This window comes from Streptomyces acidiscabies, from assembly GCF_020010905.1.
GTDB classification, from domain to species: Bacteria; Actinomycetota; Actinomycetes; order Streptomycetales; family Streptomycetaceae; genus Streptomyces; species Streptomyces acidiscabies.
On the sequence record NZ_JAGJBY010000002.1, the window covers coordinates 55,638 to 80,964 of the forward strand.

Consider the following 25,327-nt stretch of genomic DNA (forward strand, 5'->3'; position numbering starts at 1 on the left):
CCGGTCAGAACCCGCGCGTGCGCTTCGCGGACTTCCGCTTCTCCACGGAAACCCGCAGGAACAGCCGGGAAATCTCCGACCCGAGATTGACCCCGATGGCGATGGCCATGGCAAGCGCCGCCGCCTTCGACAACCCCACCATCCCCCGATCCACCTCGTGCTGCGCGATGGACAGCAGCCCGAAGTAGGTGGCGGACCCGGGCAGCAGGGGCCCGATCGCGGCGGTCGTGTAGGGCAGGGCGGACGTGAACCGGTAGCGCGCGAGAAGCTGCCCGAACAACCCCACCAGCCCCGCAGCAGCAGCCGTCGACACCACCGCCGACAGCTGCCCGGCGTGATGCATCGCCCCGTACACGCACCACGCCACACCCCCGTTGAGCGTCGCCGCGAGCACCGTCGACCGCTCCTGCTGCAACAGCACCGCGAACGTCAGCGACAGCATCATCGCCGCGCCGATCTGCCACCCGGGCCGGTCGGCGGTGACGAGCGCGGCGTCGGGATTGAGCCGCGCCCCGAGGTTGACGCCGATGTAGAGCACGGCGAGCACCCCGACGACGATGCCGACGAAGAAGTACATGACCTCCAGCAGGCGCGCGGCGGCGGTGATGTAGAACCCGGTGAGCCCGTCCTGCACGCCGGCGACCAGCGCGCGCCCGGGGAGCAGCGCGAACAGACCACCGGTGATGACGGCGGACGCGGCGACGTCCACGCGCGCGAGCGTGAGAGCGACGCCGATCGCCGCGGGCGGCAGCGCGGCGACGAGGAACTGGTAGAACTCCGGCAGCCCCCGCCCCGCGAGGAGCCACGCGAGCCGGTCCCCGAGGACGGCCCCGAGCGCGGCGGCGACGAACACGAGCGCGTCACCCCCGACGAGCACGGACGCGGCCCCGGCGAGCAGCCCACTCGCGGACGTCAGCACCCAGGTCGGGTACGGGTGCCGGTTGCGCCGCATCTCCGCGAGGCGCCTGTAGGCCTCCTCAAGGCTCAGATGGGCCTCGGGGTCACTGAGGTCCCCCACGAGCCGGAAAACGGCTGCCAGGCGCGTGTAGTCCGTTCCCCGGCGCCGTACGATCCGCGTCGCGGTCACCGGATCCTCGACGAGCGAGGGCTGGTAGGAGATCGATACGAGCGTGAAGGTGACGTTCGGCTCGCACCGGTCGAGCCCGTACGACCGGCAGACCGCGAACATCGCCGCCTCGACGTCCTCCGCGCCCTCGCCGCCGGCCAGCAGCAGTTCGCCGATGCGCAGAGTGAGGTCCAGCACGCGCGGGACGGCCGGTCCGTCGTCGTCCGTGTGCTTCGACGGCGTCTCCGGCGCGGGCCGCTCGGTCACCGGCATGCGCAGCATCGTGCGCATCCGGTCCTGCCAGGGCGCGTCCTTCGTGAGGCTGACGAGGGGTATCCCGGCGGGCGGGGTGAACGCGGGCGGCGCGCTGTAGCCGCTCGGCGTGCTGAACGCAGAGCCCTCCGGCTCACCGGACGGCTTCGGGGCGTCCAGACCCTTCGGGACGGCGAACTCCGAGGTCGTCTCCGACTCGCTCGCTCTGGGCGCGTCCAGTCCTACCGGGAGCGCGAACTCGGAGGTGATCTCCGGGTCGTACGCACTGCGCGCCTCGTCCGACCGCGGCTTGCGGTCCACCGTCTCCGACACTGAGAAACGCTCCCTGGAACGACACCTTCCGTCTCGGCCCTCAGTATGCGCACAGACAGACGAAAGGGCCGCACGCGTACGCACGCGCGCGGCCCTTCACCACGAGTCCCAGGGGTGCTCAGTGGCCGCCCTCGTCCTGGAAGCGCTTGTAGGACCGCTCGATCTCCGCCTCGGCCTCCGTACGGCCGACCCAGTCGGCGCCCTCTACGGACTTGCCGGGCTCCAGGTCCTTGTAGACCTCGAAGAAGTGCTGGATCTCCAGGCGGTCGAACTCCGAGACGTGGTGGATGTCACGCAGGTGCTCCACGCGCGGGTCGGTCGCCGGGACACACAGCAGCTTGTCGTCGCCGCCTGCCTCGTCCGTCATCCGGAACATGCCGATCGCGCGGCACTTGATGAGGCAGCCCGGGAACGTCGGCTCGTCCAGGATGACGAGGGCGTCCAGCGGGTCGCCGTCCTCGCCGAGCGTGTTCTCGACGAATCCGTAGTCGGTCGGGTACGCGGTCGAGGTGAAGAGTCGACGGTCCAGGCGGATCCGACCGGTCTCGTGGTCCACCTCGTACTTGTTGCGCGAACCCTTCGGGATCTCGATCGTGACGTCGAACTCCACCGGTTGCTCCTCCATGATCAGCACATACTTCGGGTGGTTAAGTGTCCCTCACGCCGACGTGTGATCGCGAAAGGGGCTGGTGGCAGTGCCGGAGCCAAGACCGAGGCAGGCCACGGGCCCCAACTCCGACGAGGCGGAAAAGAGGGTATCCGCCCTGCTCGCGGGGGCGGACGGGGTGGGTGGTTCGCGGGTTGACGAGGCGGATTCCCCGGTGACCGAGGAGGGTGGCGTGACGGGTTCGCCTGTCGACGAGGAGGGTGGGTCGGTGGGTTCGGCTGCCGACGAGGCGGATGGGCCGGAGAGTTCCCCGCAGGCTGAGGCGGAGCCGTCTGCTGACGAGGAGGCAGTGGGTTCGCAACTGGCCGAGGAGGCAGGGACTTCGCAGGCTGAGGCAGAAGAGCCGGCGCGTTCGCCTGCCGCCGAGGCGGACGGGCCGAAGCTCTCCACCCCGGCCGAGGCGGGTTCGCCTGCCGCCGAGGCGGGTGAGGCAGAGCGCTCATCCCTCACCGAGGCGGACGGGTCGGTGGAGTCCCCGCCGGTCGAGACGGGTGCGTCGGCGCGTTCGTCCGTCGGCAAGGCGGATGAGGCAGCGCAGGCTTCAGGGGCCGAGAAGGCTGAGGCAGAAGAACCGGTGGGTTCGGCTGCCGATGAGGCGGATCGGCCGGAGCGCTCCCCGCTGGCGGAGGCGGATGGCGCGGCGGGTTCAGCTGTCGGCGAGATTGACGAGGCTGTGGGTTCCCCGTCGGCCGAAGCGGATGAGGCAGCGCACCCTCTGCGGGCCGAGGCGCGCGAGGCGGTGGGCTCTTCGTCGGCCGAGACGGATGAGGCGGCGGGTTCGCTTCCGGTCCAGGCGGGTTCGGCTGTCGGTGAGGGGGCGCCGCTGGCCGAGGTGGGCGGGTCGGTGGGTTCGTCCGCCGGAGAGGCTGACCGGGCGGCGGGTTCGCCGCCGGTCGAGGTGGGCGGTGTGGCGGGTTCGGCTGCTGGCGAGGCGGATGGGGCCGTGGGTCCGGCTGTCGGCGAGGGGGACAGGGCAGAGGGCTCCCCGCCGGTCGCGGCTGACCGGGCGGTGGGGTCTTCGCTCGCCGCTGCCGTTGCTGCCGTGCGTTCGCCACTGGTCAAGGCCGCCGGGGTCGTGCGGCCCCCGCTCGGTAAGGCTGCCGCGGCCGTGGGGCCCGGACTCGGTAAGGCCGTTGCCGCTGTGCGGCCCGGGCTCGGTAAGGCCGTGCGTGCGGTGAAGCCGGGGGTTCGGGGGGTCTCGGCGTACGTCGTGACACTGAAAGAGGCCGTTCGGCCGCAGGCTGCCGACGTGTCGGCCCGGCGGACGCTGCGGTACTCCGCCGGGGCCGCCGGGATCGGGCTGGTGCTGGCCGTGGGGGCGGCGACCGTCGCGGGGCCCTGGGACTCCAGCGGGCAGCGGACCGCCGAGCGTGAGCGGGCCGGCGCGATCGCGGATCACGGGCGGGGCTCGGCCGGTACGACGGGGCAGGCGCCGAAACCCGCCCCGAGCGCCCTCTCCGTCCTCACGGGCCTCGGGAGCGCCGCGGGTACCGCCAAGGCCCCCGCGCCCGCCACAGGAGCCCTCACGGCCGTTCTGGGCCCTCTCCTCGCCGACCCGGCGCTCGTCCGGCACGCCGCGGCGGTCGTGGACGTGTCCACCGGCAAGCTCCTGTACGGCTCCGGCGCGACCACCCCGCTGACCCCCGCGTCCACCACCAAGATCGCCACGGCCGTCGCCGCGCTCTCGGCGATGGGCCCCGACCACCGCTTCGTCACCCGCGCGGCCCTCGAACCCGACACCCGCGAACTCGTCCTCGTCGGCGGCGGCGACCCGACGCTCACCGCACGCGCGGACGCACAGGGCTGGGCCAGCCTGCGCACGCTCGCGAAGTCGACGGCGGCGGCCCTCAAGAAGCGCGGCCTGACGGACGTGACCATCTCGTACGACACGACCCTGTACGTCGGCCCCGACCGCCACCCCATCGGCAAGAACCCCAACCTCGCGCGCGTGGTCGCCCTCACGGCCGACGAGGGCCGCCCGGACGACTCGACCAGCGGCGCCGTGGAACGCGTACCGGACCCGGCGCAGGACGCGACGGCGAAGTTCGCGGGCTTCCTGGAGGCCGAGGGCGTCCGGACGAAGGCCCCGGGCCCCTCGAAGGCGACGTCCCGCGCGCAGACGCTGGCGACGGTCAGCTCGCCCCCCTTGCCGGCCCTGGTCGAACGCATGCTCACGAACAGCGACAACGACATCGCCGAGGCCCTGGCCCGCCAGACGGCCCTGGCGACCGGCGTCCGTCCGGACTTCGCGGGCGCGGGCGAGGCGATCACGGCCCAACTGAAAAAACTGGGCCTCCCCGTGGCCGGAGTTTCGATCAAAGACGGAAGCGGCCTGGACAGATCCGATCGTCTGACCCCCGCCCTCCTGGCCGCCCTCCTGACGACATCGGCGAACCCCGCGCACCCGAACCTCCGCCCCGTCCTCACCGGCCTCCCGGTCGCGGGCTTCACCGGAACCCTGAGCACCCGCTACTCGAACGAGGCGGCAGGAGTGGTCCGGGCGAAGACCGGCACCCTGACGGGCGTCAACGCGCTGGCGGGCACGGTCGTCGACAGGGAGGGCCGCCAACTGGCCTTCGCGTTCCTGGCCTCGGACACGACGGACCCGGACGCGGCCCAGGCGGCCCTGGACCGAACGGCGTCGGCGCTGGCGAACTGCGGCTGCGCCTGAAGCCCGCCCGCAGCCCCCGGACCCGTACCCGCCCCCTCCACGCCCTGCCCGTTGTCGGACCGCTCACGTACGGTTGACGGCATGACGAGCATCGGTGCTTCTTCCGGGATGGTCGACTGGAATCTCGCGGTGGCGACCGCGACCCGCCTCGTGCGCCCCGGCCCAGAGGTCAGCCGGGACGAAGCGCGGCAGATCGTCGCGGAACTGCGGCGGTACGCGAAGGCGTCGGAGGGCCACGTCCGCGGATTCACCCGGATGGGGACGGAGGACGGGCACGACACCCCCGTACTGGTGGTGGACCGGCCGGGCTGGGTGAAGGCGAACGTCGCGGGGTTCCGCGAGGTCCTGCGCCCCCTGCTCGACAAGATGCAGGAGCGCAGGGGGAGTTCACCCGGCGGCGCGGTCCTGGGCGCGGTCGGCGGCAAGGTGACCGGCGTCGAACTGGGCATGCTGCTGTCGTTCCTGTCGTCGCGGGTGCTGGGCCAGTACGAGACGTTCGCGCCGGCGACGAGGGACCTCCCGGCGGGCTCGAACGGCGGCGGCAGGCTGCTGCTGGTCGCCCCGAACATCGTCCACGTGGAACGCGAACTGGACGTGGACCCGCACGACTTCAGGCTCTGGGTGTGCCTGCACGAGGAGACGCACCGCACCCAGTTCTCGGCCGTCCCGTGGCTGAGGGACCACCTGGAGGGCGAGATCCAGTCGTTCCTCGGCGAGACGGACGTGGACCCGTCGACGTTCCTGGAGCGCATCAGGGAGGCGGCGCAGTCGCTCGCGGGGGGCCGCCCGGAGGGCGAGGAGGACGACGGCGGACGCTCGCTGGTGGAGCTGGTGCAGTCGCCCGCGCAGCGGGAGATCCTGGCCCGGCTGACAGCGGTGATGTCGCTGCTCGAAGGGCACGCCGACTTCGTGATGGACGGCGTGGGCCCGGAGGTCGTACCGACGGTCGCGGAGATCCGCGAGAAGTTCCAGCAGCGCAGGGCGAAGGGCGCCTCCCGGCTGGACATCGCGCTGCGCAGGCTGCTCGGCCTGGACGCGAAGATGAAGCAGTACCGCGACGGCGAGCGCTTCGTGCGCGCGGTGGTCGACCAGGTCGGCATGGACGGCTTCAACCGCGTGTGGACGTCCCCGAACACGCTCCCCACGAAGGCGGAGATCGCGAAACCGGCGGACTGGGTGGCGCGCGTGCACCGGAAGGCCGATATGTGAGCTGACGGCAGGGAAACGCCGTAGCAATCACCCGTCCGAGGGACCGTGAGCCACCGGAAGGCGTGCAATGCTCAGGGAGCGGCCCGGCTCTGTCACCATCTACACACTCTGAGTGACATAGCTCGGGTACACCCCCCGAAAAACCTCATGAAGGGAACCGGACATGGGTCCCCATCCTGCGGTCGCGGCGATACGCCTGGCGGTCCGCCGCGTCCTCCACGACATCCTCAACGAGAACGAACACCCCGCGCCCCCCTCCCCACCGCTCGTGCTGGTGGCCTGCTCCGGCGGCGCCGACTCCATGGCGCTCGCCTCGGCGCTCTCCTTCGAAGCCCCCCGCCTCGGTCTGCGCGCGGGCGGCGTCACCGTCGACCACGGCCTCCAGACCGGCTCCGCCGACCGCGCGCACGAGGTCGTCCAGCGGCTGCGCGAACTCGGCCTCGACCCCGTCGAGTCGGCCGCCGTCACGGTCGGCCGCGAGGGAGGCCCGGAAGCCGCCGCCCGCGACGCCCGCTACAGCGCCCTGGACGACGCCGCCGTACGCCACGGCGCGACGGCCGTCCTCCTCGGGCACACCCGCGACGACCAGGCCGAGACCGTCCTGCTGGGCCTCGCACGCGGCTCCGGCATCCGCTCCCTGTCGGGCATGGCCGCGGTCTCGGGGGCCGGCGGCCGTTACCGGCGCCCCTTCCTCCAGCTCGACCGGCAGACCGCGCGCAAGGCGTGCATGGTCCAGTCGCTGCCCGTCTGGGACGACCCGCACAACGCCGACCCCGCCTACACGCGCTCGCGCCTGCGCCACGAGGGCCTGCCCGCCCTGGAGAAGGCCCTCGGCAAAGGCGTCGTCGAGGCGCTCGCCCGCACCGCCCAGCTCTCCCGGGACGACGCCGACGCCCTCGACAGCTGGGCGCGCCAGGCCGAGGCGTCCGTACGGGACGCTGCGGGCCTCCTGGAGTGCGCCAAGCTCTACGCCCTGCCGCCCGCCGTGCGCCGCCGCATCCTGCGTACCGCGGCCATCGAGGCGGGCGCCCCGGCCGGTTCCCTCTTCGCCCGGCACATCGAGGAGGTCGACCGGCTGATCACCGGCTGGCGCGGCCAGAAGGCCATCAACCTGCCGGGCAAGGTCGTCGCCCAGCGGCAGGGTGGCAGACTGGTCATCCGGCAGGGCTGAGAGACCCGCCCCTCCTGACGGGGGTGGTGGCCGGCGGGACGACCGACGAAAGTGATGCGGGTGGACGCGAACGACATGGGTGCCGACCTTCAGCAGGTACTCATCAGCAAGGAAGAGATCGACGCCAAGCTCGTCGAGCTGGCCGCGAAGATCGACGCGGAGTACGCGGGCAAGGACCTGCTCATCGTCGGCGTCCTCAAGGGCGCGGTGATGGTCATGGCCGACCTCGCGCGCGCGCTGTCCACCCCGGTCACGATGGACTGGATGGCGGTGTCCTCGTACGGCGCGGGCACCCAGTCCTCCGGCGTCGTGCGGATCCTCAAGGACCTCGACACCGACATCAAGGGCCGGCACGTCCTCATCGTTGAGGACATCATCGACTCCGGCCTGACCCTGTCGTGGCTGCTGTCCAACCTCGGCTCGCGCGAGCCCGAGTCGCTGAAGGTGTGCACGCTGCTGCGCAAGCCCGACGCGGCGAAGGTCGCCATCGACGTCGAGTGGGTCGGCTTCGACATCCCGAACGAGTTCGTCGTCGGATACGGCCTGGACTACGCGGAGAAATACCGCAACCTGCCGTTCGTCGGTACGCTCGCGCCGCACGTCTACGGCGGCTGAGAACCCCGTTCGACGGGAATACGGCGCGGTCGGGAACCCCGGCGGGATTCGCGCCGTTGGAGCATGCAGACGGCACTGCCGGAACCTGAGTGCGGCTGTGGCCGCCCAGGCTGGGGTACCGTCGGAAGAACTGTCTTATCAAACTCACTATGGCAGGAGGGACGGGGCGGCTCCGCTCCGTGTGGATGGACGTGAAGCGATACTTCCGTGGGCCGGTCATGTGGATCGTGCTGGCCGTCCTTGCCGTGGTCGTGTTGATGCAGGTCGTCGGCTCGTCCGGCGGCTACAAGACGGTGGACACCGGCCAGGTCGTCCAGGCGATCAACGACAACAAGGTCAAATCAGCCAAGATCACCACCGGCGACGAGCAGACCATCAAGGTCACGCTCAAGTCCGGCGAGAAGATCAAGGGCAGCTCGAAGATCCAGGCGAGCTACATCGGCGACCAGGGCGTGACCATCGCCGGCACGCTACAGAGCAAATACCAGGACAAGCAGATCCCCGACGGGTACACCGTCTCGCCGACCAAGCAGAACGCCTTCGTCGGCATCCTGCTCTCCCTGCTCCCCTTCGTCCTCATCGTCGTCGTCTTCCTGTTCCTGATGAATCAGATGCAGGGCGGCGGCTCCCGGGTGATGAACTTCGGCAAGTCGAAGGCCAAACTCATCACCAAGGACACCCCGAAGACGACGTTCTCGGACGTCGCGGGATGTGACGAAGCGGTCGAGGAACTGCACGAGATCAAGGAGTTCCTCCAGGAGCCGGCCAAGTTCCAGGCCGTCGGCGCCAAGATTCCCAAGGGCGTGCTCCTCTACGGCCGTCCCGGCACCGGCAAGACGCTCCTCGCGCGCGCCGTCGCCGGCGAGGCGGGCGTCCCCTTCTACTCGATCTCGGGTTCCGACTTCGTCGAGATGTTCGTCGGCGTCGGTGCCTCCCGGGTCCGTGACCTCTTCGAGCAGGCCAAGGCGAACGCCCCGGCGATCGTCTTCGTCGACGAGATCGACGCGGTCGGCCGCCATCGCGGCGCCGGCCTCGGCGGTGGTCACGACGAGCGCGAGCAGACGCTGAACCAGCTGCTCGTCGAGATGGACGGCTTCGACGTCAAGGGCGGCGTGATCCTCATCGCCGCGACGAACCGGCCCGACATCCTCGACCCGGCGCTGCTGCGCCCGGGCCGCTTCGACCGGCAGATCGCGGTCGACCCGCCGGACCTCCAGGGCCGTCTGGAGATCCTCAAGGTCCACCAGAAGGGCAAGCCGGTCGCGCCGGACGTCGACCTCGCGGCCGTCGCCCGCCGCACCCCGGGCTTCACCGGCGCGGACCTGAGCAACGTCCTCAACGAGGCCGCCCTGCTCACCGCCCGCAGCGACAAGAAGCTCATCGACAACGCGTCGCTCGACGAGGCGATCGACCGTGTGGTCGCGGGCCCGCAGAAGCGGACCCGGATCATGTCGGACAAGGAGAAGAAGATCACCGCGTACCACGAGGGCGGACACGCCCTGGTCGCGGCGGCTTCTCCGAACTCCGACCCCGTCCACAAGATCACCATCCTGAGCCGCGGGCGCGCCCTCGGCTACACGATGGTGCTCCCGGACGAGGACAAGTACTCGACCACCCGTAACGAGATGCTCGACCAGCTCGCGTACATGCTGGGCGGGCGCGCGGCCGAGGAACTGGTCTTCCACGACCCGACCACGGGCGCCTCGAACGACATCGAGAAGGCCACGGCGACGGCTCGCGCGATGGTCACCCAGTACGGCATGACCGAGCGGCTCGGCGCCATCAAGTTCGGCGGCGACAACAGCGAGCCCTTCCTCGGCCGTGAGATGTCCCACCAGCGCGACTACTCGGAAGAGGTCGCCGCCCTGGTGGACGAAGAGGTCAAAAAACTGATCGAGAATGCGCATAACGAAGCCTGGGAAATCCTGGTGGAGAACCGCGACGTCCTCGACAACCTCGTTCTCGCGCTGCTGGAGAAGGAGACGCTCGGCAAGGAGGAGATCGCCGAGATCTTCACCGCGATCCACAAGCGGCCCGCGCGGCCCGCGTGGACCGGTTCCTCCCGCCGTACCCCGTCGACCCGTCCGCCGGTGCTCTCCCCCAAGGAGCTGGCCCTGACGAACGGTGCGAACGGATCCTCGGCCGCGGCGATCACCGCCAAGGCATCGGTCGCCGAACCCGCCCCGGCGGTCGAGGCACCCGAGGACCGCACGGACGGCTGACACCGGGCCCGAAATGGATGCCGCACCCCCCAGGACCTAGCCTGGGGGGTGCGGCGTTTTTCAGCCGCAGGGCGCAGGCCCGCAGCTCAGACGCGTGACCCACACGCGCGACCCGCACAGGAACGAGGCAGCCACATGACCGACCCCGTGACACTGGACGGCGAGGGCACCATCGGCGAGTTCGACGAGAAACGCGCCGAGAACGCCGTACGCGAACTCCTCCTCGCGGTCGGCGAGGACCCGGACCGGGAGGGCCTGAGGGAGACGCCGGGGCGGGTGGCGCGGGCGTACCGGGAGATATTCGCGGGGCTGTGGCAGAAGCCGGCGGACGTGCTGACCACGACGTTCGACCTCGGGCACGACGAGATGGTGCTCGTGAAGGACATCGAGGTGATGTCCAGCTGTGAGCACCATCTGGTGCCGTTCGTCGGGGTCGCGCACGTCGGGTACATCCCGTCCGCCGACGGGAAGATCACCGGGCTGTCGAAGCTCGCCCGGCTCGTCGACGTCTTCGCGCGCCGGCCGCAGGTGCAGGAGCGGCTCACCACGCAGATCGCCGACTCGCTGATGCAGATCCTGGAGCCGCGCGGTGTGATCGTCGTCGTCGAGTGCGAGCACATGTGCATGACGATGCGGGGGGTGCGCAAGCCGGGCGCGAAGACCATCACCTCGGCCGTGCGCGGTCAGCTGCGGGACCCCGCGACGCGCAACGAGGCGATGAGCCTGATCATGGCGCGCTGAGCGGGCCTCCCGGGGTGGTTCAGGCCGCCGAGGGCTGGCCGTTGCCGTTCGCGCGGTCGTCGTCCTCCGGGAGGCGGCAGACGCGTTCCAGGAAGATCGCGGCCAGTATGACGGCGAGGCCCGCGAGGACCGAGAAGCCGGCGTAGATGGCCTGGTCGCGGCGGGCCGGGATGTCGAGGGACTCCAGCAGGAAGACGCCCACGCCGCCGTAGATCCCGGCGACGAGGGCGGCGACCAGGGCGCTCGCCTGGCCGAAGACGACCGCGCGGGCGGCCATCAGGAGGTCGACGCCCTTGGCGCCGGGGCGGCGCTCGCGCTGGGCCTTCAGGCGGGCGCGCAGCGAGAGTGCGGTGGCCAGCAGGACGGCCGCGATCAGGGCGAGCACGATGGGGGCGGCCAGCGGGACGCTGGGGAGGGTCCCGACCGAGTTCCAGAGGCGGGCGCCCGCCCAGGACAGGATCGCGGCGACGGCGAACACGCCGGCCAGCACCCTGATGCGCAGCTCTCTCACGGTGTCCCTTCGGCTCCCCCGGGGGTCCGCGGGAGCCTCCCGCGGACGCAGTGTCGTCACCGACCTTAACGACTACGCGGGCAGGTGGAGTTCCAGGTCCGCCCGGGGAACGACACCTTCCCGGCCGACCTCGCCGAGCAGCTCGGCGACCGCGCCGCGGCCCGGCAGCTTGGCGTCCGGATCGACGTCGTACCAGGGGGCCAGCACGAACGCCCGCTCGTGCGCGCGCGGGTGCGGGAGGGTCAGCTTCGGGTCGTCGTCGACGACCTCCGCGTACGTCACGATGTCGACGTCCAGCGTGCGCGCGCCCCAGCGCTCGGCGCGCACCCGGTCGAACGCCTCCTCCACCGCGTGCGCCCGCTCCAGGAGGGACGACGGGGGGAGCGTCGTCTTCAGGACGACCACCGCGTTGAAGTACGACGGCTGGCTCGCCGGGTCGACGCCCCAGGGCTCCGTCTCGTACACCGGTGAGACGGCCTTGATCCGGACGCCCGGGGTGTCCTCCAGGGCGTCCACGGCGCCCTGGAGGGTCTCCAGGCGGTTGCCGAGGTTGGAGCCGAGGGACAGGACGGCCCACTGGGGGTTGTGCAGTGTGGTGTCGGCGGCGTCGACCTGCTCGACGACGGACGCGGGCACCGGCTGGACGGTCGGGTCGGCAGGCGGCCTCATGCTCGGCTCCGGGTGATCGTGACGGTCACGTCGTCGAAGGGGACGGTGATCGGGGCGTCCGGCTTGTGGACGCGGACCTCGACCTCCTCGACCCCGTCGTGCTTCAGGCAGGTCTGCGCGATGCGCTCGGCGAGCGTCTCGATGAGGTTGACCGGCTCGCCCTCGACGACGGCCACGACCTCCTCGGCCACGATGCCGTAGTGCACGGTCTTCGCCAGGTCGTCGTCGGCCGCGGCCGGGCGGGTGTCCAGGCCCAGCACGAGGTCCACGACGAAGGTCTGGCCCTCCTCGCGTTCCTTGGGGAACACCCCGTGGTGCCCGCGGGCCTTCAGGCCGCTGAGCGCGACACGATCCACGCGAATCACTCCTGCAAGTCGTCGGTCGGCGGACGGCCGCCGCCCTGGTCGGGCGGCTCACCGGCCTCGGATTCGAATCTACCCGCGAGCACTGACAGCGCCGGTCCGCGGGGGACGCGGGGCCGGGCCGGGGCCGGGGGGACGCGTCACCGACTCCCTTGACCGACCCCGCCGCTGACGGGTCGGTAGCCGCCCCTACCCACGGGTTCGTGATTCCAACCACTTCTTGCTCCCTGTGGGGGGCGTGCGGGGGCGGATCCCGGTCAGGACGCCGGCTCGTCGTCCTCCTCGGCCGCGTCGTCGTCGTTCTCCGCGAGCACCGGGGAGGCGTGGTGGGACCACAGCTTCCAGCCGTCCGGGGTGCGCCGGAACACGTTCGTCGCGACGACGACCTGCCCCACCAGCGGTCCCAGCTCCTCCCCGGCGGCCGGTGCGGGGCCGCCGGAGAGGATGTTCTCCGAGCAGGTCACCAGGGCGGTGTCCCCGGTCACCGACACGTGCACGTCCGTGAGGAAGAACTGGATGTAGTCCGTGTTCGCCATGATCAGCGCGTACGACCGCAGCACCTCGCCGCGCCCGGTCAGCACCGGCCACCCCGGGTGCACGCAGGACACCACCCCGGCGTCCGCCGGGTCGTGGTACTCCTCGTCGACCCCCAGGTCCGAGGGGGTCAGCCAGAGCGCCGACACGCCCTCGAAGTCGCCGCGTTCCAGCGCCTCGTAGAACGCCGTGTTGGCGGCCTCGACCTGCTCGACGTCGGTGTGGGGCGCGCTCACCGGTCTCCTTCCGGGTGTCCGCTGCGGGCGCCCTCGACGGCGCGCGCGACGCGTACGGCGTCCGCCGTGGCCCGCACCTCGTGCACGCGTACGGCCCACGCGCCCGCCTGCGCGGCGAGCGCGGAGACCGCCGCCGTCGCCGCGTCGCGCTCGCGCGCGGGGGGCGGGCCATCGGGGCCGGCCAGGACGCGGCCCAGGAAGCGCTTGCGGGAGGCGGCGACCAGCACGGGGTGGCCGAGGGCGCGCAGGCGGTCGAGGTGGGCGAGGAGGGTCAGGTCGTGCTCGGCCTCCTTCGAGAAGCCGAGCCCGGGGTCGACGACGATCCGGTCCGGCGCGACGCCGCCCGCGAGAACGGCGTCCACGCGCGCGCGCAGTTCGTCCATGACTTCGGCCACGACGTCCTCGTACACGCCGTGGATCGTCGCGCCCTCCAGGAAGCCGCGCCAGTGCATGACGACGAAGGGGGCGTCCGAGGCGGCGAGGACGGGGATCATCGCGGGGTCGGCGAGGCCGCCGCTGACGTCGTTCACCAGGCGCGCGCCCGCGGCGAGGGCCTGCTCGGCGACCGACGCGCGCATGGTGTCCACGGAGACCACGACGCCCTCGGAGGCCAGCCCGCGCACCACCGGGACGACCCGGCGCAGCTCCTCGGCCTCGTCCACCCGGCGTGCGCCGGGGCGCGTCGACTCGCCGCCGACGTCCACCAGGTCCGCGCCCTCGGCGACCAGGTCCAGGCCGCGCTTCACGCCGGCCGTCGTGTCGAACCAGCGTCCGCCGTCGGAGAAGGAGTCCGGGGTGACGTTCACGACCCCCATCACCGCGCAGCGGTCCCATTCGGGGAGTCCGGTGACGCGCCCGCGTTGCTTGCTCATGCGTTCAGCGTAGGCCCCGGGGGGAGGCGGGAGCGCGGGTCGGGGTGGGGCGTGCGGGGGTGGGTACGTCGGGACGGGGCCGTACCGTCGTAACGCGAAACGGCGACGTCGCGACGAAACCGTATCGTCGTGACGCCGCCGTACCGTCGGCACCGTTGCGTCCTGTCCTACGCGGCGCGCACATCCCCCTCGGTCACGTGCGCACAGGGGCGCGCGGGCGTGGGGGAGCGGCGCAGGAAGCGGGGGAGGGGGATGGCCAGGTCGACGAAGCCCTCGGCCTGCATGGCGGCGATGCCGATGCGGGGGAGGTCGCCGGAATTGCGGTAGACGACGAAGCGGGGCTCCCAGCGGGGCTGGAACTTCGCGTTGAACTTGTAGAGGGACTCGATCTGGAACCAGCGGGAGAGGAACACGAGCAGCCCGCGCCAGGCGCGCAGGACGGGCCCGGCGCCGATCTTCTCCCCGCGCGCGAGCGCGGAGCGGAACATCGCGAAGTTGAGGGACACGCGCGTGACGCCGAACTTCGGGGCGGCCTGGAGGGCCGCGACGATGAGCAGCTCGTTCATGCCGGGGTCGGCGGAGCGGTCGCGGCGCATCAGGTCGAGCGAGGCGCCGTCGGTGCCCCACGGGACGAAGTGCAGGATCGCCTTCAGGTCGCCGTAGGAGTCGGTGATGTCGTCGGCCTTGTGCGCGGTCGCGATCAGGCAGTCGCCGTCGGAGGGGTCGCCGATGCGGCCCAGGGCCATCGAGAAGCCGCGCTCGGTGCTGGTGCCGCGCCAGTCGTCGGCGGCCCGGCGGATGCGCTCCAGCTCGGCGTCGCCGAGGTCACGGATGCGACGGACGCGGGTCTCGTACCCGGCGCGCTCGATGCGCTTGACCATCTGCCGGACGTTGCGCATCGCGCGGCCGGCCAGCGAGAAATCCGCGACGTCGACCACCGCCTCGTCGCCGAGCTCCAGCGCGTCCAGGCCGGTCTCGCGGGTCCAGACCTCGCCGCCGGTCTCCGAGCAGCCCATCACGGCCGGGGTCCAGGAGTGGGCCTTGGCCTCGTCCATGAACCGCTCGATCGCGCCCGGCCACGCCTCGACGTCCCCGATGGGGTCGCCGCTGGCGAGCATCACGCCGGAGACCACGCGGTAGGTGACGGCGGCCTTCCCGCTGGGCGAGAAGACGACGGCCTTGTCACGGCGCAGCGCGAAGTGGCCCAGCGAGTCGCGGCGGCCGTGCTTGTCCAGCAGCGCGCGCAGCTTCGTCTCGTCCTCCTCGGTGAGCTGCGCGGCCGGGTGCTCGGGGCGGAAGGCCAGGTAGATCGTGGTGAGCGCGGTCACCCAGCCCAGCGCGCCCAGGGAGAAGGCGACCGTCCAGGAGGTGTTGCCCGCGTAGTCCACCGGCCCCTCGAAGCCGAACAGGCCGTACACCACGTGCGTCAGCCGGTCGGCCACGCTCGGGTCGCCGACCATCCGCTCCGAGTGGACGCTGACGATGACCATGCCCAGAGCGAGGGAGCCCGCGCCCATGAGGATGAAGTTGGCCAGCGCCCGCCAGCGGCTGCGCGGATCGGGCAGCGCGTCGAACTGGTCGCGGTAGACGATCAGCGCGATCAGCAGCGCGACCGAGATGATCACGCCCACGGGGGAGTGGCGGTACGTGAACTGCGCCGCCGCGCCCGCCGGGAGCAGAGCCACCGCCGCGCGCCACGCGCGCCGCTTGCCGCGCTTCAGGCCGTGCGCGAGCAGCAGCAGCAGGATGCCCGCGCTGAGCGAGAGAGCCGCCGCGAACGGGCCGAACGACCCGGGCAGCACTTCCGCGAGCGTGTGCATACGGCTGTGGCGGAACCGCGGGAACACGCCCGCAGCGACGTCCAGCAGTCCTACGACGGCACACGCTCTGCCGACGAGAACCGGAACGGACTCGGGGCGCGGACCTCGCAGAACGCGCCGTACGCGACTTGATCGGATCGGAACCCCACCCGACATTTCCCCATCTTCCCTGACAGACATCGCATCCCGTAGTTCCGCGAGTGACTTTGATCCCGGTGCCGTAGGTGGCCGAACCGGCGACATTGCGCCCTCTAGGACGGTGTCTCGGGGAGAGAGGTTCACTCACATCCCCAAAGCGGCTCCAAAGGTCAGGGAAAGACCGGGACAAGCCCTCGCGAAGAAGTGTGGAAAGCGCGGGCGCCCGGCGAGGAAAGCGCAGGCAGGGAACGCCCTATGGGTCTTACGAGCAACAAGGTGCTGGTGCTGGCGATCGTGTGCGCCGCACTGCTGTTCATCGGCACGGTCTGGCTGTGGCCGCGGCTGGCACGGCGCGGGGTCGTCCCCGTCGCCGGGCGCGTCGGCCTGCTGCTCGCCACCCAGGTGGCGCTCTTCGCGGCGGTGGGCCTCGCGGCCAACCAGGCGTTCGGCTTCTACGCCAGCTGGGCCGACCTCTTCGGCAAGGAGAACGGCCAGGGGGTGGTCGTCGACCACGCCTCCGGCGGCGGCCCGGCCAGCGCCCTCAAGGTCCTCGACGAACAGCGCGTGGAGGGACCCGCCGGCGGCCCGCAGGCGCGCGGGCAGATACAGAAGGTCTCCATAGTCGGCCGGACGACGCACATCGCGTCCCCCGCGTACGTGTACCTGCCGCCGGAGTACTTCCAGCCGCAGTACCGCACGCGCGCGTTCCCGGCGGCGGTCGTCCTGACGGGGTACCCGGGTACGGCGCAGGCGCTCGTCGACAAGCTGGACTTCCCGCGCACCGCGCGGGACCTCGCCCGGGACGGGAAGATGCAGCCGATGATCCTGGTGATGCTGCGGCCGACCGTCGCGCCCCCGCGCGACACGGAGTGCGTCGACGTCCCGCGCGGGCCCCAGACGGAGTCGTTCTTCGCGAAGGACCTGCCCGTCGCGATCGCCTCGCACTACCGGGTCGCGAAGAAGTGGGGCGTCATCGGGGACTCCACGGGCGGGTACTGCGCCCTGAAGCTCGCGATGCACCACCCCGGGGTGTTCGCCGCGGGCGCGGGCCTCTCGCCGTACTACAAGGCGCCCATCGACCCCACCACGGGCGATCTGTTCCAGGGGAACGGGACGCTGAAGAACGAGGCGGACCTGAAGTGGTTCCTCAAACACCGTCCCGCGCCGGACACCTCACTGCTCGTCACCAGCAGCAAGGAGGGCGAGGCGAACTACAAGGCGACCCTGAAGTTCATCGATCTGGTGAAGGCGACGAACCGTACGCACATCTCGTCGATCATCCTCGACAGCGGCGGTCACAACTTCAACACATGGCGACGGGAGATTCCGGCCACCCTTCAGTGGGTCAGCGGGCGGCTGACACAACCGTGAGTCCCGCGCGCGGGCGCGCGACGGGCCTGCACGGGACGGCTGTTCAGGCCCTCGCGGCGCACTCCGACCGGAAATGATCTTGGATTTCGCCCGCCCCTCCGCACGCTCCGGCCGGAATTCATTTCTCCTGTCGTGCGAAGGTTTCGGGATGGCTGTGTTTTTACGGGGCGGGGCGCCAACGCATCCCTACGCGCGGTAAGTTTCTGGCCATGCCACGTGGACGTCACCGCCATTCACCGCCTTTGCACAGGCTGCTGCCCCCGTCGGCGATCGCTGGCGTCTCCCTCGTCTGCGCGTTCGGGCCCTGGTTGTTCTCCGATACGGCCGTACTGCGCGTGATAGCCGCGTTCGCCGCGGCCGTCGCCGTCGTCGGTGCGGCCGTCCTGCGGCGCTGGGACGCGCAGGCGGGCAAGACGGTCGCCGACCTCTCGCGCGCGCGGGTCAGCGACGAGTGGCGCTACGAGGAGCGGGTCGCCGAGCTGGAGACCGACCTGGAGGAGTCCCGCGAGCTGCGCGGCAAGCTGGAGCAACGCCTGCGCGCGAAGCGGGCCGAGCTGGCGGGGCTGCGCAATGAGCACGCGGCGCTGCTGCGGCGGTACGCGAACGCGGAGACCGAGCGGGCCAGTGCGCTGGAGGGGCGGCGGCGGTTGGAGCTGGAGGCGTTGACGCCGGTTGAGGGCGAGGGAGCTGAGGCTGAGGTTGCTGAGAGCGCCGTTGCCGTTGCCGTCGAGCCTGCGGTTCCGGGGCTGTTCTCGCCCGAGGGGTCGAAGCTGTTCCTGCGGGCTGCGGAGGCGCTGGGCCGGTTCGAGAGGCCGGGGGCGGCTGAGGGGGGCTCAGCGGAGGGTGCTGCGGGGGCTGTTGAGGCCGGTGTTGCCAAGGGGGCCGTCAAGGGCGGTGCTGGTGACGTGTTGTCCAAGGGTGGTTCGCCCAAGGCCGGTTCGCCGGTGAAGGGTGACGGGCCGTCGGGCGGTGGCTCTCCCCAGGGTGACGGTCCCGAGGGCGGCGAGCCCGTGGCGGAGGACGAGGGCGAGGGGAAGACCGAGGCGGCCGACGCGCAGGAGCACGCGGTCGCCGGGTCCACGGGGCGCGAGGAGCGGTACGAGGCACTCCGCGACGGAGTGTCCGAGGCGAACGGCATCCCCGCGCGGGACGACGCCTCCCAGGAGAGCACCTCTGCGGCACTGGACGTGCGCACCCGCGACGTCCCCGCGCGGGGGACCGACGCCGCTGCCGAGCCCGCGCGCGGAACCGTCGAGGTCCCGCAGCAGCCCGCCCACGCCCTCGAACCCGCGCACGCGACGGGCATCCCGCAGCAGACGTCCACCTCCGGCGAGATCGTCCGCCGCCCCGCCGGCCACTTCGCGGTGCCGACCGCCGTCGCCGTCGTACCCGGCGAGCCTGTCCGCCGCCCCGCGATCGAGGGCGGCTTCGACTTCTTCGGCACGAAGCAGGACGACGGACCCGCGGCGCTGGAGGCGGTCCAGAACGAGGACCTCGCCGACGTGGTAGGCCAGGAGGCCCTGGCCCTGCACAAGGCCGAATCGGAGGCGGAGTTCAAGCCCGCCGACGAGACGTCCCGAGCCGTGGGCCAGGTCGTCGACCTGACGTCCCACGACGAGACCGAGCAACTGGACCTCCAGGGCCTGCGCAGCGCGGCGTACTGACGGCACGTCGACGTTCACCGGGGGCTGTACGGACCGCCGACCAGCGGTCCGTACAGCCCCCGAGGCATTTCCTCAGGCCATCCACCGGTCCGGCGGTGCGTCGTGGCGGCTGGTGCGGGAGCGTTCCGACTGGTCGGCGAGGAGGGCGGCGGCCTCGTGGGCGTCTCTCAGGCGGGCGGAAACGGTCTCGTTCGCCCCGGTGTCCACGTGAACGCCGGCGAGCCGCCAGAGCCGCCCCCAGGGCCCTTGGGTGAGCCGTACGCTCTGGACCTTCGCGTGGGGGACGAGGGCGAGGTGGCGGCGGAGGATGCCGTGCCGGGAGGCGAAGACCTGGTCGGTGACGGCGATGCCGTAGCCGCGCCACCACCACGGCGCGATGCGGCCCGCACGTTTCGGCGGGCGGGAGAGGACACCGGGGACGGCCACGCCAGGAAGCACACGCGCGATGACGGCCTCGGCGGCGGCCCGCGGCGCGACTGGCACGAGCAGCGAGTTCGCGGACCCGGCGACGTCCAGCTCGACCCGTACCCACCCGAGCCGCCGCCACAGCAGGGGCTCGACGATCCGCACGGTCTGCACGCGCCCGGGCGGCACCGTCTCGTGGGACCGGTCGAGCAGCCCGTGGTCGAGCCGCAGCCCGTCGGGAGACTCCCCGACGGTCCAGTCGTACTCGGTGACGAACCGCCCCACGGTCCCCGCCCCGGCGGCCCCCAGCATCGGCAGCCCGGCGACGAGGGCGGTCCACCAGTTCGTCGCCATCCACAGAAACGGCACCAGCACCGCCGCCCCGAGCAGCGCGACCCACGTACCCCCCGACAGCAGGCGCGCGATCAGGAGGTCGCGCGGCGGCACCCGCAGCAGCTCGCGCGTGGGCGCCTCTCCCACCTCGTGCGCGGTCTCGGGCGCGAACCCGGCCGCGCGCGCGAGGAGTTCGGCCCGCAGCGCCCGCGCGTGAGGCTCCCCCAGAAACGCCAGTTCGTCCTTGTCGTCGGTCCCTATGACATCGAGCCGCAGCTTCGCGACGCCCGCCACGCGCGCGAGGAGCGGCTGCGAGATGTCGATCGCCTGCACCCGCTCCAGCCGGATGTGCGCGGTACGCCGGAACACCAGCCCCGTACGGATGCGCAGTTCGGTGTCGGTCACCGAGAAGTGCGTGAACCACCAGCTGAGGAACCCGTACAGCGCGGACGCGGGGACGACGACGGCGATCGCGATCAGCAGGGTCGTCGACGTCAGCCGGGTGAGCTGCTCCTGCGCCTGGCCGGGATCGTGGACCGCCCACCCCGCGAGGACGGCGACCGGCGCCCACGCGCGCCGGAACGGCGTCACGGGGTGCAGCCGGTGCTCGACGACCGGCGCGGCCGGTTTCTCCAGGCTCACGGCGTCCTGAGCGCCCGGCGTCGTCACAGCCCCGCCGATCGGGCCTCGCCCAGCTCGGTGAGCCGGTCGCGCAGCCGCTCGGCCTCCGCCGGGTCGAGCCCCGGGATGGTCGCGTCGGTCGCGGCGGCGGCCGTGTGCAACTGGACGCTGGCGAGCCCGAAGTACCGCTCGACGGGCCCGGAGGTGACCTCCACGAGCTGCATCCGCCCGTACGGCACGACGGTCTCCTCGCGCCACAGCACGCCCCGGCTGATCAGCAGGTCGTCCGCGCGCTCGGCGTACCGCCAGGACCGCCAGTTGCGGCCCAGCAGCACCCAGCCCCACGCGACGGCCGCGAGCGGCAGCACCGCGACCAGCGCCCACGCGGGGGCGACGAAGAGCCACAGGCACACCCCCAGGGCGACTGCGGCGCCCCCCAGCCACACCACCAGCAACAGCCGCCGCATCCGCAGCAGTCCCGGCGGAAGCCCGGTCCACGCCGGCTCCGCCCTCTCAGCGCCCCGCGGGCTCCCCGTCTCCATACGGCCAGCGTACGTAGGGGAGACTGGAACCATGACTCCTACGACGGAGACCACGGTCGGGATCGGCGGGGCGGCGGAGAGCACCGACATGGTGTTGAACATCGGCCCGCAGCACCCCTCCACGCACGGCGTGCTCAGACTGCGGCTGGTGCTGGACGGCGAGCGGATCGTCCACGCGGAGCCCGTCATCGGGTACATGCACCGGGGCGCGGAGAAGCTCTTCGAGGCCCGTGACTACCGTCAGATCATCATGCTGGCGAACCGGCACGACTGGCTGTCGGCGTTCTCCAACGAGCTGGGCGTCGTGCTCGCCGTGGAGCGCATGCTCGGCATGGAGGTCCCCGCGCGCGCGGTGTGGACGCGCACGCTCCTCGCGGAGCTGAACCGGGTCCTCAACCACCTGATGTTCCTCGGCTCGTACCCGCTGGAACTCGGCGGGATCACACCGGTGTTCTACGCGTTCCGCGAGCGGGAGGTCCTCCAGAACGTGATGGAGGAGGTCTCCGGCGGGCGCATGCACTACATGTTCAACCGGGTCGGCGGCCTCAAGGAGGACCTCCCGGCCGGCTGGACCTCCCGCGCGCGTGCGGCGGTCGCCGCCGTCCGCTCCCGGATGGACGTCTTCGACGACCTGGTCCTCGGCAACGAGATCTTCCGGGGTCGCACCCGGGGGGTCGGCGTCCTGTCGGCCGACGCCGTGCACGCGTACGGCGTGAGCGGGCCCATCGCGCGCGCGTCGGGCGTCGACCTCGACCTGCGCCGCGACGAGCCCTACCTCGCGTACGGGGACCTCCAGGACGTCCTGGAGGTCGTCACCCGGCGGGAGGGCGACTGTCTCGCCCGCTTCGAGTCCCTCCTGGAGCAGACCCACAACGCGCTCGTCCTCGCGGACGCCTGCCTCGACCGCATCGCCGCCCTTCCGCCGGGCCCGATCAACCAGCGCCTCCCGAAGGTCCTCAAGGCCCCCGAGGGCCACACCTACGCCTGGACCGAGAACCCCCTCGGCATCAACGGCTACTACCTCGTCAGCAAGGGCGAGAAGACCCCGTACCGGCTCAAGCTGCGCTCCGCGTCGTACAACAACATCCAGGCGCTGACGGAACTGCTGCCGGGGACGCTGGTCGCGGACATGGTGGCGATCCTGGGGTCGATGTTTTTTGTCGTGGGAGACATCGACAAGTAAGTCGGTTGGAAAAACCCGACCGACCCTCCCTAGAGGGCGAGTGGGTCCGGAATCCCGACCGACTGCACGAGCCAGCCGAAGTCGCCCAGCCCTCCCTGCGCGGTGAGTTCGGCGGCCTCCCCGACCGCCGCCAGCGCGCGCACGTACGCGGAGGGGTCGGTGGACGCCAGCGCGAGGGGCGGCCGTACGCCGGTGACGCCCAGGGCGCGCAGCGCGGCCCGCTGGGTGTGCAGCGCCGCCGGTACGGGTACGGCGTCCGCGCACGCGTCCAGCGCCACGTGCGCCGTGATGTCGCACGTCCCGTCCGGCACCGGGACGACCTCGCGCCCCGCGCGGAACCCGGTGAGCGTCCCGAAGGGCGGCCGGGAATCCACCGCGTGCGCGTAGTCCACCGCCACGGCGAGCCCCCGGTCGACGCGGGCGACGGCAGACGCCCAGGCGCGGTCCCGGGGGAGGCCGATCTCCGCGCGCAGGCCCTCCTCGGCGTCCAGGGGCCACCAGCGCGCCAGCCACTCGGCGTCCTCGCCGGACACGGGCGGGCCGAGGCATTCGGTGCCGTCAGGGCCGACGAGGACGACCCGGGGGACGCCGTCGGCGTCCGTCTCGACGACGTCCAGGGGCACGTTGTCCAGCCACTCGTTGGCGAACAGGAGCCCGGTGACGCCGCGCGGCGCCTCGGCGGTCCAGGTGATCCGCTCGTCCGTCCCTGGGGGCCGGGCGGCGATCTCGACGGCCCACGCGCGCGTGCGCGCCGCGACGTCGTGCGGCAGAGCCGCCAGCACCCCCGTCACCAGTTCGCCCCGGCCGGCGCCGACGTCCACGAAGTCCAGCGCCCGGGGCCGGCCGAGCGCCTCGTCCACCCGGGTCAGCAGCGCGGCCACGGAGCGGGCGTAGAGCGCCGAGGCGTGGACGGAGGTCCGGAAGTGACCGGCGGGGCCCTCGGGGCGCCGGTAGAAGCCCTCAGGGCCGTACAGGGCCCTCTCGGCGGCCGTCCGCCACCCGTGCCACGAGGCCGTCTCCACGCCGCTCACCTCCCCGGCCGCCCGCCCAGACTATGCGTACAGCTGATCACTCCCTCCACCTTGCGGAGTACGCGAGCGCTATACGGATCGGTCCTCCGGTTGACCCACAGGGGCATCACGCATCCCTACGCTGGGTTACGTGCAGCGCCTCTACGACTTCTTCCGCAGGCACCCGACCGGGGTGGACGGCTTCTGGGCCGTGGTCCTCTTCGGGTTCGCCATGGTCACGGAGACGGCACGCCACGAGGTCGGGCGCACGGACTCCCTGCCGGTGGTGGTGCCGACGGTCGTCGCGCTGTGCCTGGTGATGACCCTGCGCAGGCGGCTGCCGGAGGCCATGCTGGTGCTCGCGGCGGTCGCGGGCTGCGCGCAGCTCGTGCTGGGCGTCGGGGTCAACGTGGCGAACTTCGCGATGCTGATGATCGTCTACACGGTCGCGGCGGTCGGCGCCCGCTGGGCGTCGCGGGTGGCGCTCGCCATGGGCGTGTGCGCGGCGACGGCGGCGCAGCTGCGCTGGCCGGACGACGTGAGCGAGAGCGCCAACATCGTCACCGTCGTCTTCCTGACCGTGCCGTTCGTCCTCGCGTGGGTGCTGGGCGACTCGATGCGCACCCGGCGCGCGTACCTCGCGCAGCTGGAGGAGCGCGCCGCCCGTCTGGAGCGCGAGCGCGAGGCGCAGGCGAAGGTCGCCGTCGCCGCCGAGCGTGCGCGCATCGCGCGCGAGCTGCACGACGTGGTCGCGCACAACGTGTCCGTGATGGTCGTCCAGGCCGACGGCGCCGCGTACGTCCTGGACGCCGCCCCGGACCAGGCGAAGAAGGCCCTGGAGACCATCTCGTCGACCGGCCGCCAGGCGCTCGCGGAGATGCGCCGCCTGCTGGGCGTCCTGCGCACCGGGGAGCACCGGGAGGGCGGCGAGTACGTCCCGCAGCCGGACGTCGAGCAGATCGAGGACCTGGTCCAGCAGTGCCGGGGTTCGGGGCTGCCCGTCGACTTCAAGGTCGAGGGGACCGCGCGCCCGCTGCCGAGCGGCGTCGAGCTGACCGCGTACCGCATCGTCCAGGAGGCGCTGACCAACACGCGCAAGCACGGCGGCCCGAACGCGGGCGCCAGCGTGCGGCTGGTCTACTTCGACGACGGCCTCGGCCTGCTCGTCGAGGACGACGGCAAGGGCGCCCCGCACGAGCTGTACGAGGAGGGCGGCGCCGACGGGCAGGGGCACGGCCTGATCGGCATGCGCGAGCGCGTCGGTATGGTCGGCGGGACCCTGGACGCCGGTCCGCGCCCCGGGGGAGGCTTCCGCATCAGCGTGCTGCTCCCGCTCAAACCGGCGCACTGACACGCCCCGCTGACACCTGTCACGAACGCCCGACCCGAACGCATGGACATGGAAACGGAAGAGGACCCGATGGCGATCCGCGTGATGCTCGTCGACGACCAGGTGCTGCTGCGCACCGGGTTCCGGATGGTGCTCGCCGCCCAGCCGGACATGGAGGTCGTCGCGGAGGCGGGCGACGGGGTCGAGGCGCTCCAGGTGGTGCGGTCCACGGAGGTCGACGTCGTCCTCATGGACGTACGGATGCCGAAGCTGGACGGCGTGGAGGCGACCCGGCGCATCTGCGAGGAGCCCGACCCGCCGAAGGTGCTCATCCTGACGACGTTCGACCTCGACGAGTACGCGTTCTCCGGGCTGAAGGCGGGCGCCTCCGGGTTCATGCTGAAGGACGTGCCCCCGGGGGAGCTGCTCGCCGCGATCCGCTCCGTGCACAGCGGTGACGCGGTCGTCGCCCCCTCCACGACCCGCCGCCTCCTCGACCGGTTCGCGCCGATGCTGCCCAGCTCCGGGCGCGCCCCCGAGCACAAGGAGCTGGAGCGCCTCACGGAGCGCGAGCGCGAGGTGATGATCCTCGTCGCCCAGGGCCTGTCCAACGGGGAGATCGCCGCCAGACTGGTGCTGTCCGAGGCGACCGTCAAGACGCACGTCGGGCGCATCCTCACCAAGCTGGGCCTGCGCGACCGCGTGCAGGTCGTCGTCCTCGCCTACGAGACGGGCCTCGTGCGCGCGGGCGGGGGCCACGCCTGAGGGCGCTGCCCTCT

At 72.0% G+C, this 25,327-nt stretch carries 22 protein-coding genes; 11 read left to right on the forward strand and 11 right to left on the reverse strand.

Annotated features, from left to right (window positions below; translation table 11 throughout):
* Positions 1 to 4 precede the first annotated feature (4 nt).
* Entirely contained in the window at positions 5 to 1,651 is a 1,647-nt protein-coding gene (locus tag J8M50_RS27220) for a threonine/serine exporter family protein (RefSeq protein WP_010351437.1), read from the reverse strand.
* A gap of 118 nt (positions 1,652 to 1,769) precedes the next feature.
* The gene (locus J8M50_RS27225; RefSeq protein WP_010351438.1) at positions 1,770 to 2,261 is read right to left on the reverse strand and encodes an inorganic diphosphatase; all 492 of its coding nucleotides are present in this window, start codon (positions 2,259 to 2,261) and stop codon (positions 1,770 to 1,772) included.
* Positions 2,262 to 2,490: 229 nt separating this feature from the next.
* Here J8M50_RS27225 and dacB point away from each other — a divergent pair, with 229 nt between their 5' ends.
* The 6 genes from dacB to folE all read left to right on the forward strand — a co-directional run bounded on the left by dacB (position 2,491) and on the right by folE (position 10,947).
* Complete coding sequence (gene dacB, locus J8M50_RS49780) at positions 2,491 to 4,989, forward strand: D-alanyl-D-alanine carboxypeptidase/D-alanyl-D-alanine endopeptidase (protein ID WP_306080742.1); 2,499 nt, start codon at positions 2,491 to 2,493, stop codon at positions 4,987 to 4,989.
* Between the two features lie 81 nt (positions 4,990 to 5,070).
* On the forward strand, positions 5,071 to 6,198 hold the full coding sequence (locus J8M50_RS27235; RefSeq protein ID WP_075661340.1) for an Rv3626c family coenzyme F420 biosynthesis-associated protein: 1,128 nt from the start codon (positions 5,071 to 5,073) through the stop codon (positions 6,196 to 6,198).
* Positions 6,199 to 6,361: 163 nt separating this feature from the next.
* On the forward strand, positions 6,362 to 7,369 hold the full coding sequence (gene tilS / locus J8M50_RS27240) for a tRNA lysidine(34) synthetase TilS (protein WP_010351441.1): 1,008 nt from the start codon (positions 6,362 to 6,364) through the stop codon (positions 7,367 to 7,369).
* A 54-nt stretch (positions 7,370 to 7,423) separates the two neighbouring features.
* A complete protein-coding gene (hpt, locus tag J8M50_RS27245; protein ID WP_040835593.1) occupies positions 7,424 to 7,984 on the forward strand; it encodes a hypoxanthine phosphoribosyltransferase in 561 nt (186 codons plus the stop codon).
* Between the two features lie 185 nt (positions 7,985 to 8,169).
* A complete protein-coding gene (gene ftsH, locus J8M50_RS27250; protein WP_010351443.1) occupies positions 8,170 to 10,206 on the forward strand; it encodes an ATP-dependent zinc metalloprotease FtsH in 2,037 nt (678 codons plus the stop codon).
* A 135-nt stretch (positions 10,207 to 10,341) separates the two neighbouring features.
* Positions 10,342 to 10,947 (forward strand): GTP cyclohydrolase I FolE, encoded by a 606-nt coding sequence (folE, locus tag J8M50_RS27255; protein ID WP_010351444.1) that lies wholly within the window; start codon positions 10,342 to 10,344, stop codon positions 10,945 to 10,947.
* Between the two features lie 19 nt (positions 10,948 to 10,966).
* On the opposite strand, the gene J8M50_RS27260 is transcribed toward folE, so the two are convergent.
* From J8M50_RS27260 to J8M50_RS27285, 6 genes are all read right to left on the reverse strand, one after another.
* Positions 10,967 to 11,458 carry a DUF3180 domain-containing protein gene (locus J8M50_RS27260; RefSeq protein ID WP_010351445.1) on the reverse strand — a complete coding sequence of 164 codons (492 nt, stop codon included), beginning with the start codon at positions 11,456 to 11,458 and terminating at the stop codon, positions 10,967 to 10,969.
* Between the two features lie 72 nt (positions 11,459 to 11,530).
* Entirely contained in the window at positions 11,531 to 12,127 is a 597-nt protein-coding gene (folK, locus tag J8M50_RS27265) for a 2-amino-4-hydroxy-6-hydroxymethyldihydropteridine diphosphokinase (RefSeq protein ID WP_010351446.1), read from the reverse strand.
* A complete protein-coding gene (gene folB, locus J8M50_RS27270; protein ID WP_010351447.1) occupies positions 12,124 to 12,483 on the reverse strand; it encodes a dihydroneopterin aldolase in 360 nt (119 codons plus the stop codon). The genes folK and folB overlap by 4 nt, the downstream gene beginning before the upstream one ends.
* A 263-nt stretch (positions 12,484 to 12,746) precedes the next feature.
* The gene (locus J8M50_RS27275) at positions 12,747 to 13,259 is read right to left on the reverse strand and encodes a nuclear transport factor 2 family protein (protein ID WP_010351448.1); all 513 of its coding nucleotides are present in this window, start codon (positions 13,257 to 13,259) and stop codon (positions 12,747 to 12,749) included.
* Complete coding sequence (gene folP, locus J8M50_RS27280) at positions 13,256 to 14,131, reverse strand: dihydropteroate synthase (protein WP_010351449.1); 876 nt, start codon at positions 14,129 to 14,131, stop codon at positions 13,256 to 13,258. The genes J8M50_RS27275 and folP overlap by 4 nt, the downstream gene beginning before the upstream one ends.
* A gap of 167 nt (positions 14,132 to 14,298) precedes the next feature.
* On the reverse strand, positions 14,299 to 16,107 hold the full coding sequence (locus J8M50_RS27285; protein WP_029183531.1) for a phosphatidylglycerol lysyltransferase domain-containing protein: 1,809 nt from the start codon (positions 16,105 to 16,107) through the stop codon (positions 14,299 to 14,301).
* Between the two features lie 237 nt (positions 16,108 to 16,344).
* Here J8M50_RS27285 and J8M50_RS27290 point away from each other — a divergent pair, with 237 nt between their 5' ends.
* A complete protein-coding gene (locus J8M50_RS27290; RefSeq protein ID WP_010351451.1) occupies positions 16,345 to 17,460 on the forward strand; it encodes an alpha/beta hydrolase in 1,116 nt (371 codons plus the stop codon).
* A 209-nt stretch (positions 17,461 to 17,669) separates the two neighbouring features.
* The gene (locus tag J8M50_RS27295) at positions 17,670 to 19,124 is read left to right on the forward strand and encodes a hypothetical protein (RefSeq protein WP_029183532.1); all 1,455 of its coding nucleotides are present in this window, start codon (positions 17,670 to 17,672) and stop codon (positions 19,122 to 19,124) included.
* Positions 19,125 to 19,196: 72 nt separating this feature from the next.
* Here the strand turns inward: J8M50_RS27295 and J8M50_RS27300 are convergent, their stop codons facing one another.
* Together J8M50_RS27300 and J8M50_RS27305 are read right to left on the reverse strand one after the other, a co-directional pair.
* Positions 19,197 to 20,531 (reverse strand): PH domain-containing protein, encoded by a 1,335-nt coding sequence (locus J8M50_RS27300; RefSeq protein WP_010351453.1) that lies wholly within the window; start codon positions 20,529 to 20,531, stop codon positions 19,197 to 19,199.
* Positions 20,528 to 21,025, reverse strand: coding sequence for a PH domain-containing protein (locus tag J8M50_RS27305; RefSeq protein WP_029183533.1), 498 nt, complete (start codon positions 21,023 to 21,025; stop codon positions 20,528 to 20,530). Before J8M50_RS27305 ends, J8M50_RS27300 begins: the two co-directional genes overlap by 4 nt.
* Positions 21,026 to 21,056: 31 nt before the next feature.
* Here J8M50_RS27305 and J8M50_RS27310 point away from each other — a divergent pair, with 31 nt between their 5' ends.
* On the forward strand, positions 21,057 to 22,208 hold the full coding sequence (locus tag J8M50_RS27310; RefSeq protein WP_010351455.1) for an NADH-quinone oxidoreductase subunit D: 1,152 nt from the start codon (positions 21,057 to 21,059) through the stop codon (positions 22,206 to 22,208).
* A 29-nt stretch (positions 22,209 to 22,237) separates the two neighbouring features.
* Here J8M50_RS27310 and J8M50_RS27315 read toward each other — a convergent pair whose 3' ends face one another.
* Positions 22,238 to 23,230, reverse strand: coding sequence for an SAM-dependent methyltransferase (locus tag J8M50_RS27315; protein WP_010351456.1), 993 nt, complete (start codon positions 23,228 to 23,230; stop codon positions 22,238 to 22,240).
* Positions 23,231 to 23,369: 139 nt separating this feature from the next.
* Between J8M50_RS27315 and J8M50_RS27320 the strand changes: the two genes are divergently transcribed.
* Complete coding sequence (locus J8M50_RS27320; RefSeq protein ID WP_010351457.1) at positions 23,370 to 24,569, forward strand: sensor histidine kinase; 1,200 nt, start codon at positions 23,370 to 23,372, stop codon at positions 24,567 to 24,569.
* A gap of 69 nt (positions 24,570 to 24,638) precedes the next feature.
* Positions 24,639 to 25,313, forward strand: coding sequence for a response regulator (locus J8M50_RS27325; RefSeq protein ID WP_010351458.1), 675 nt, complete (start codon positions 24,639 to 24,641; stop codon positions 25,311 to 25,313).
* Positions 25,314 to 25,327 lie beyond the last annotated feature (14 nt).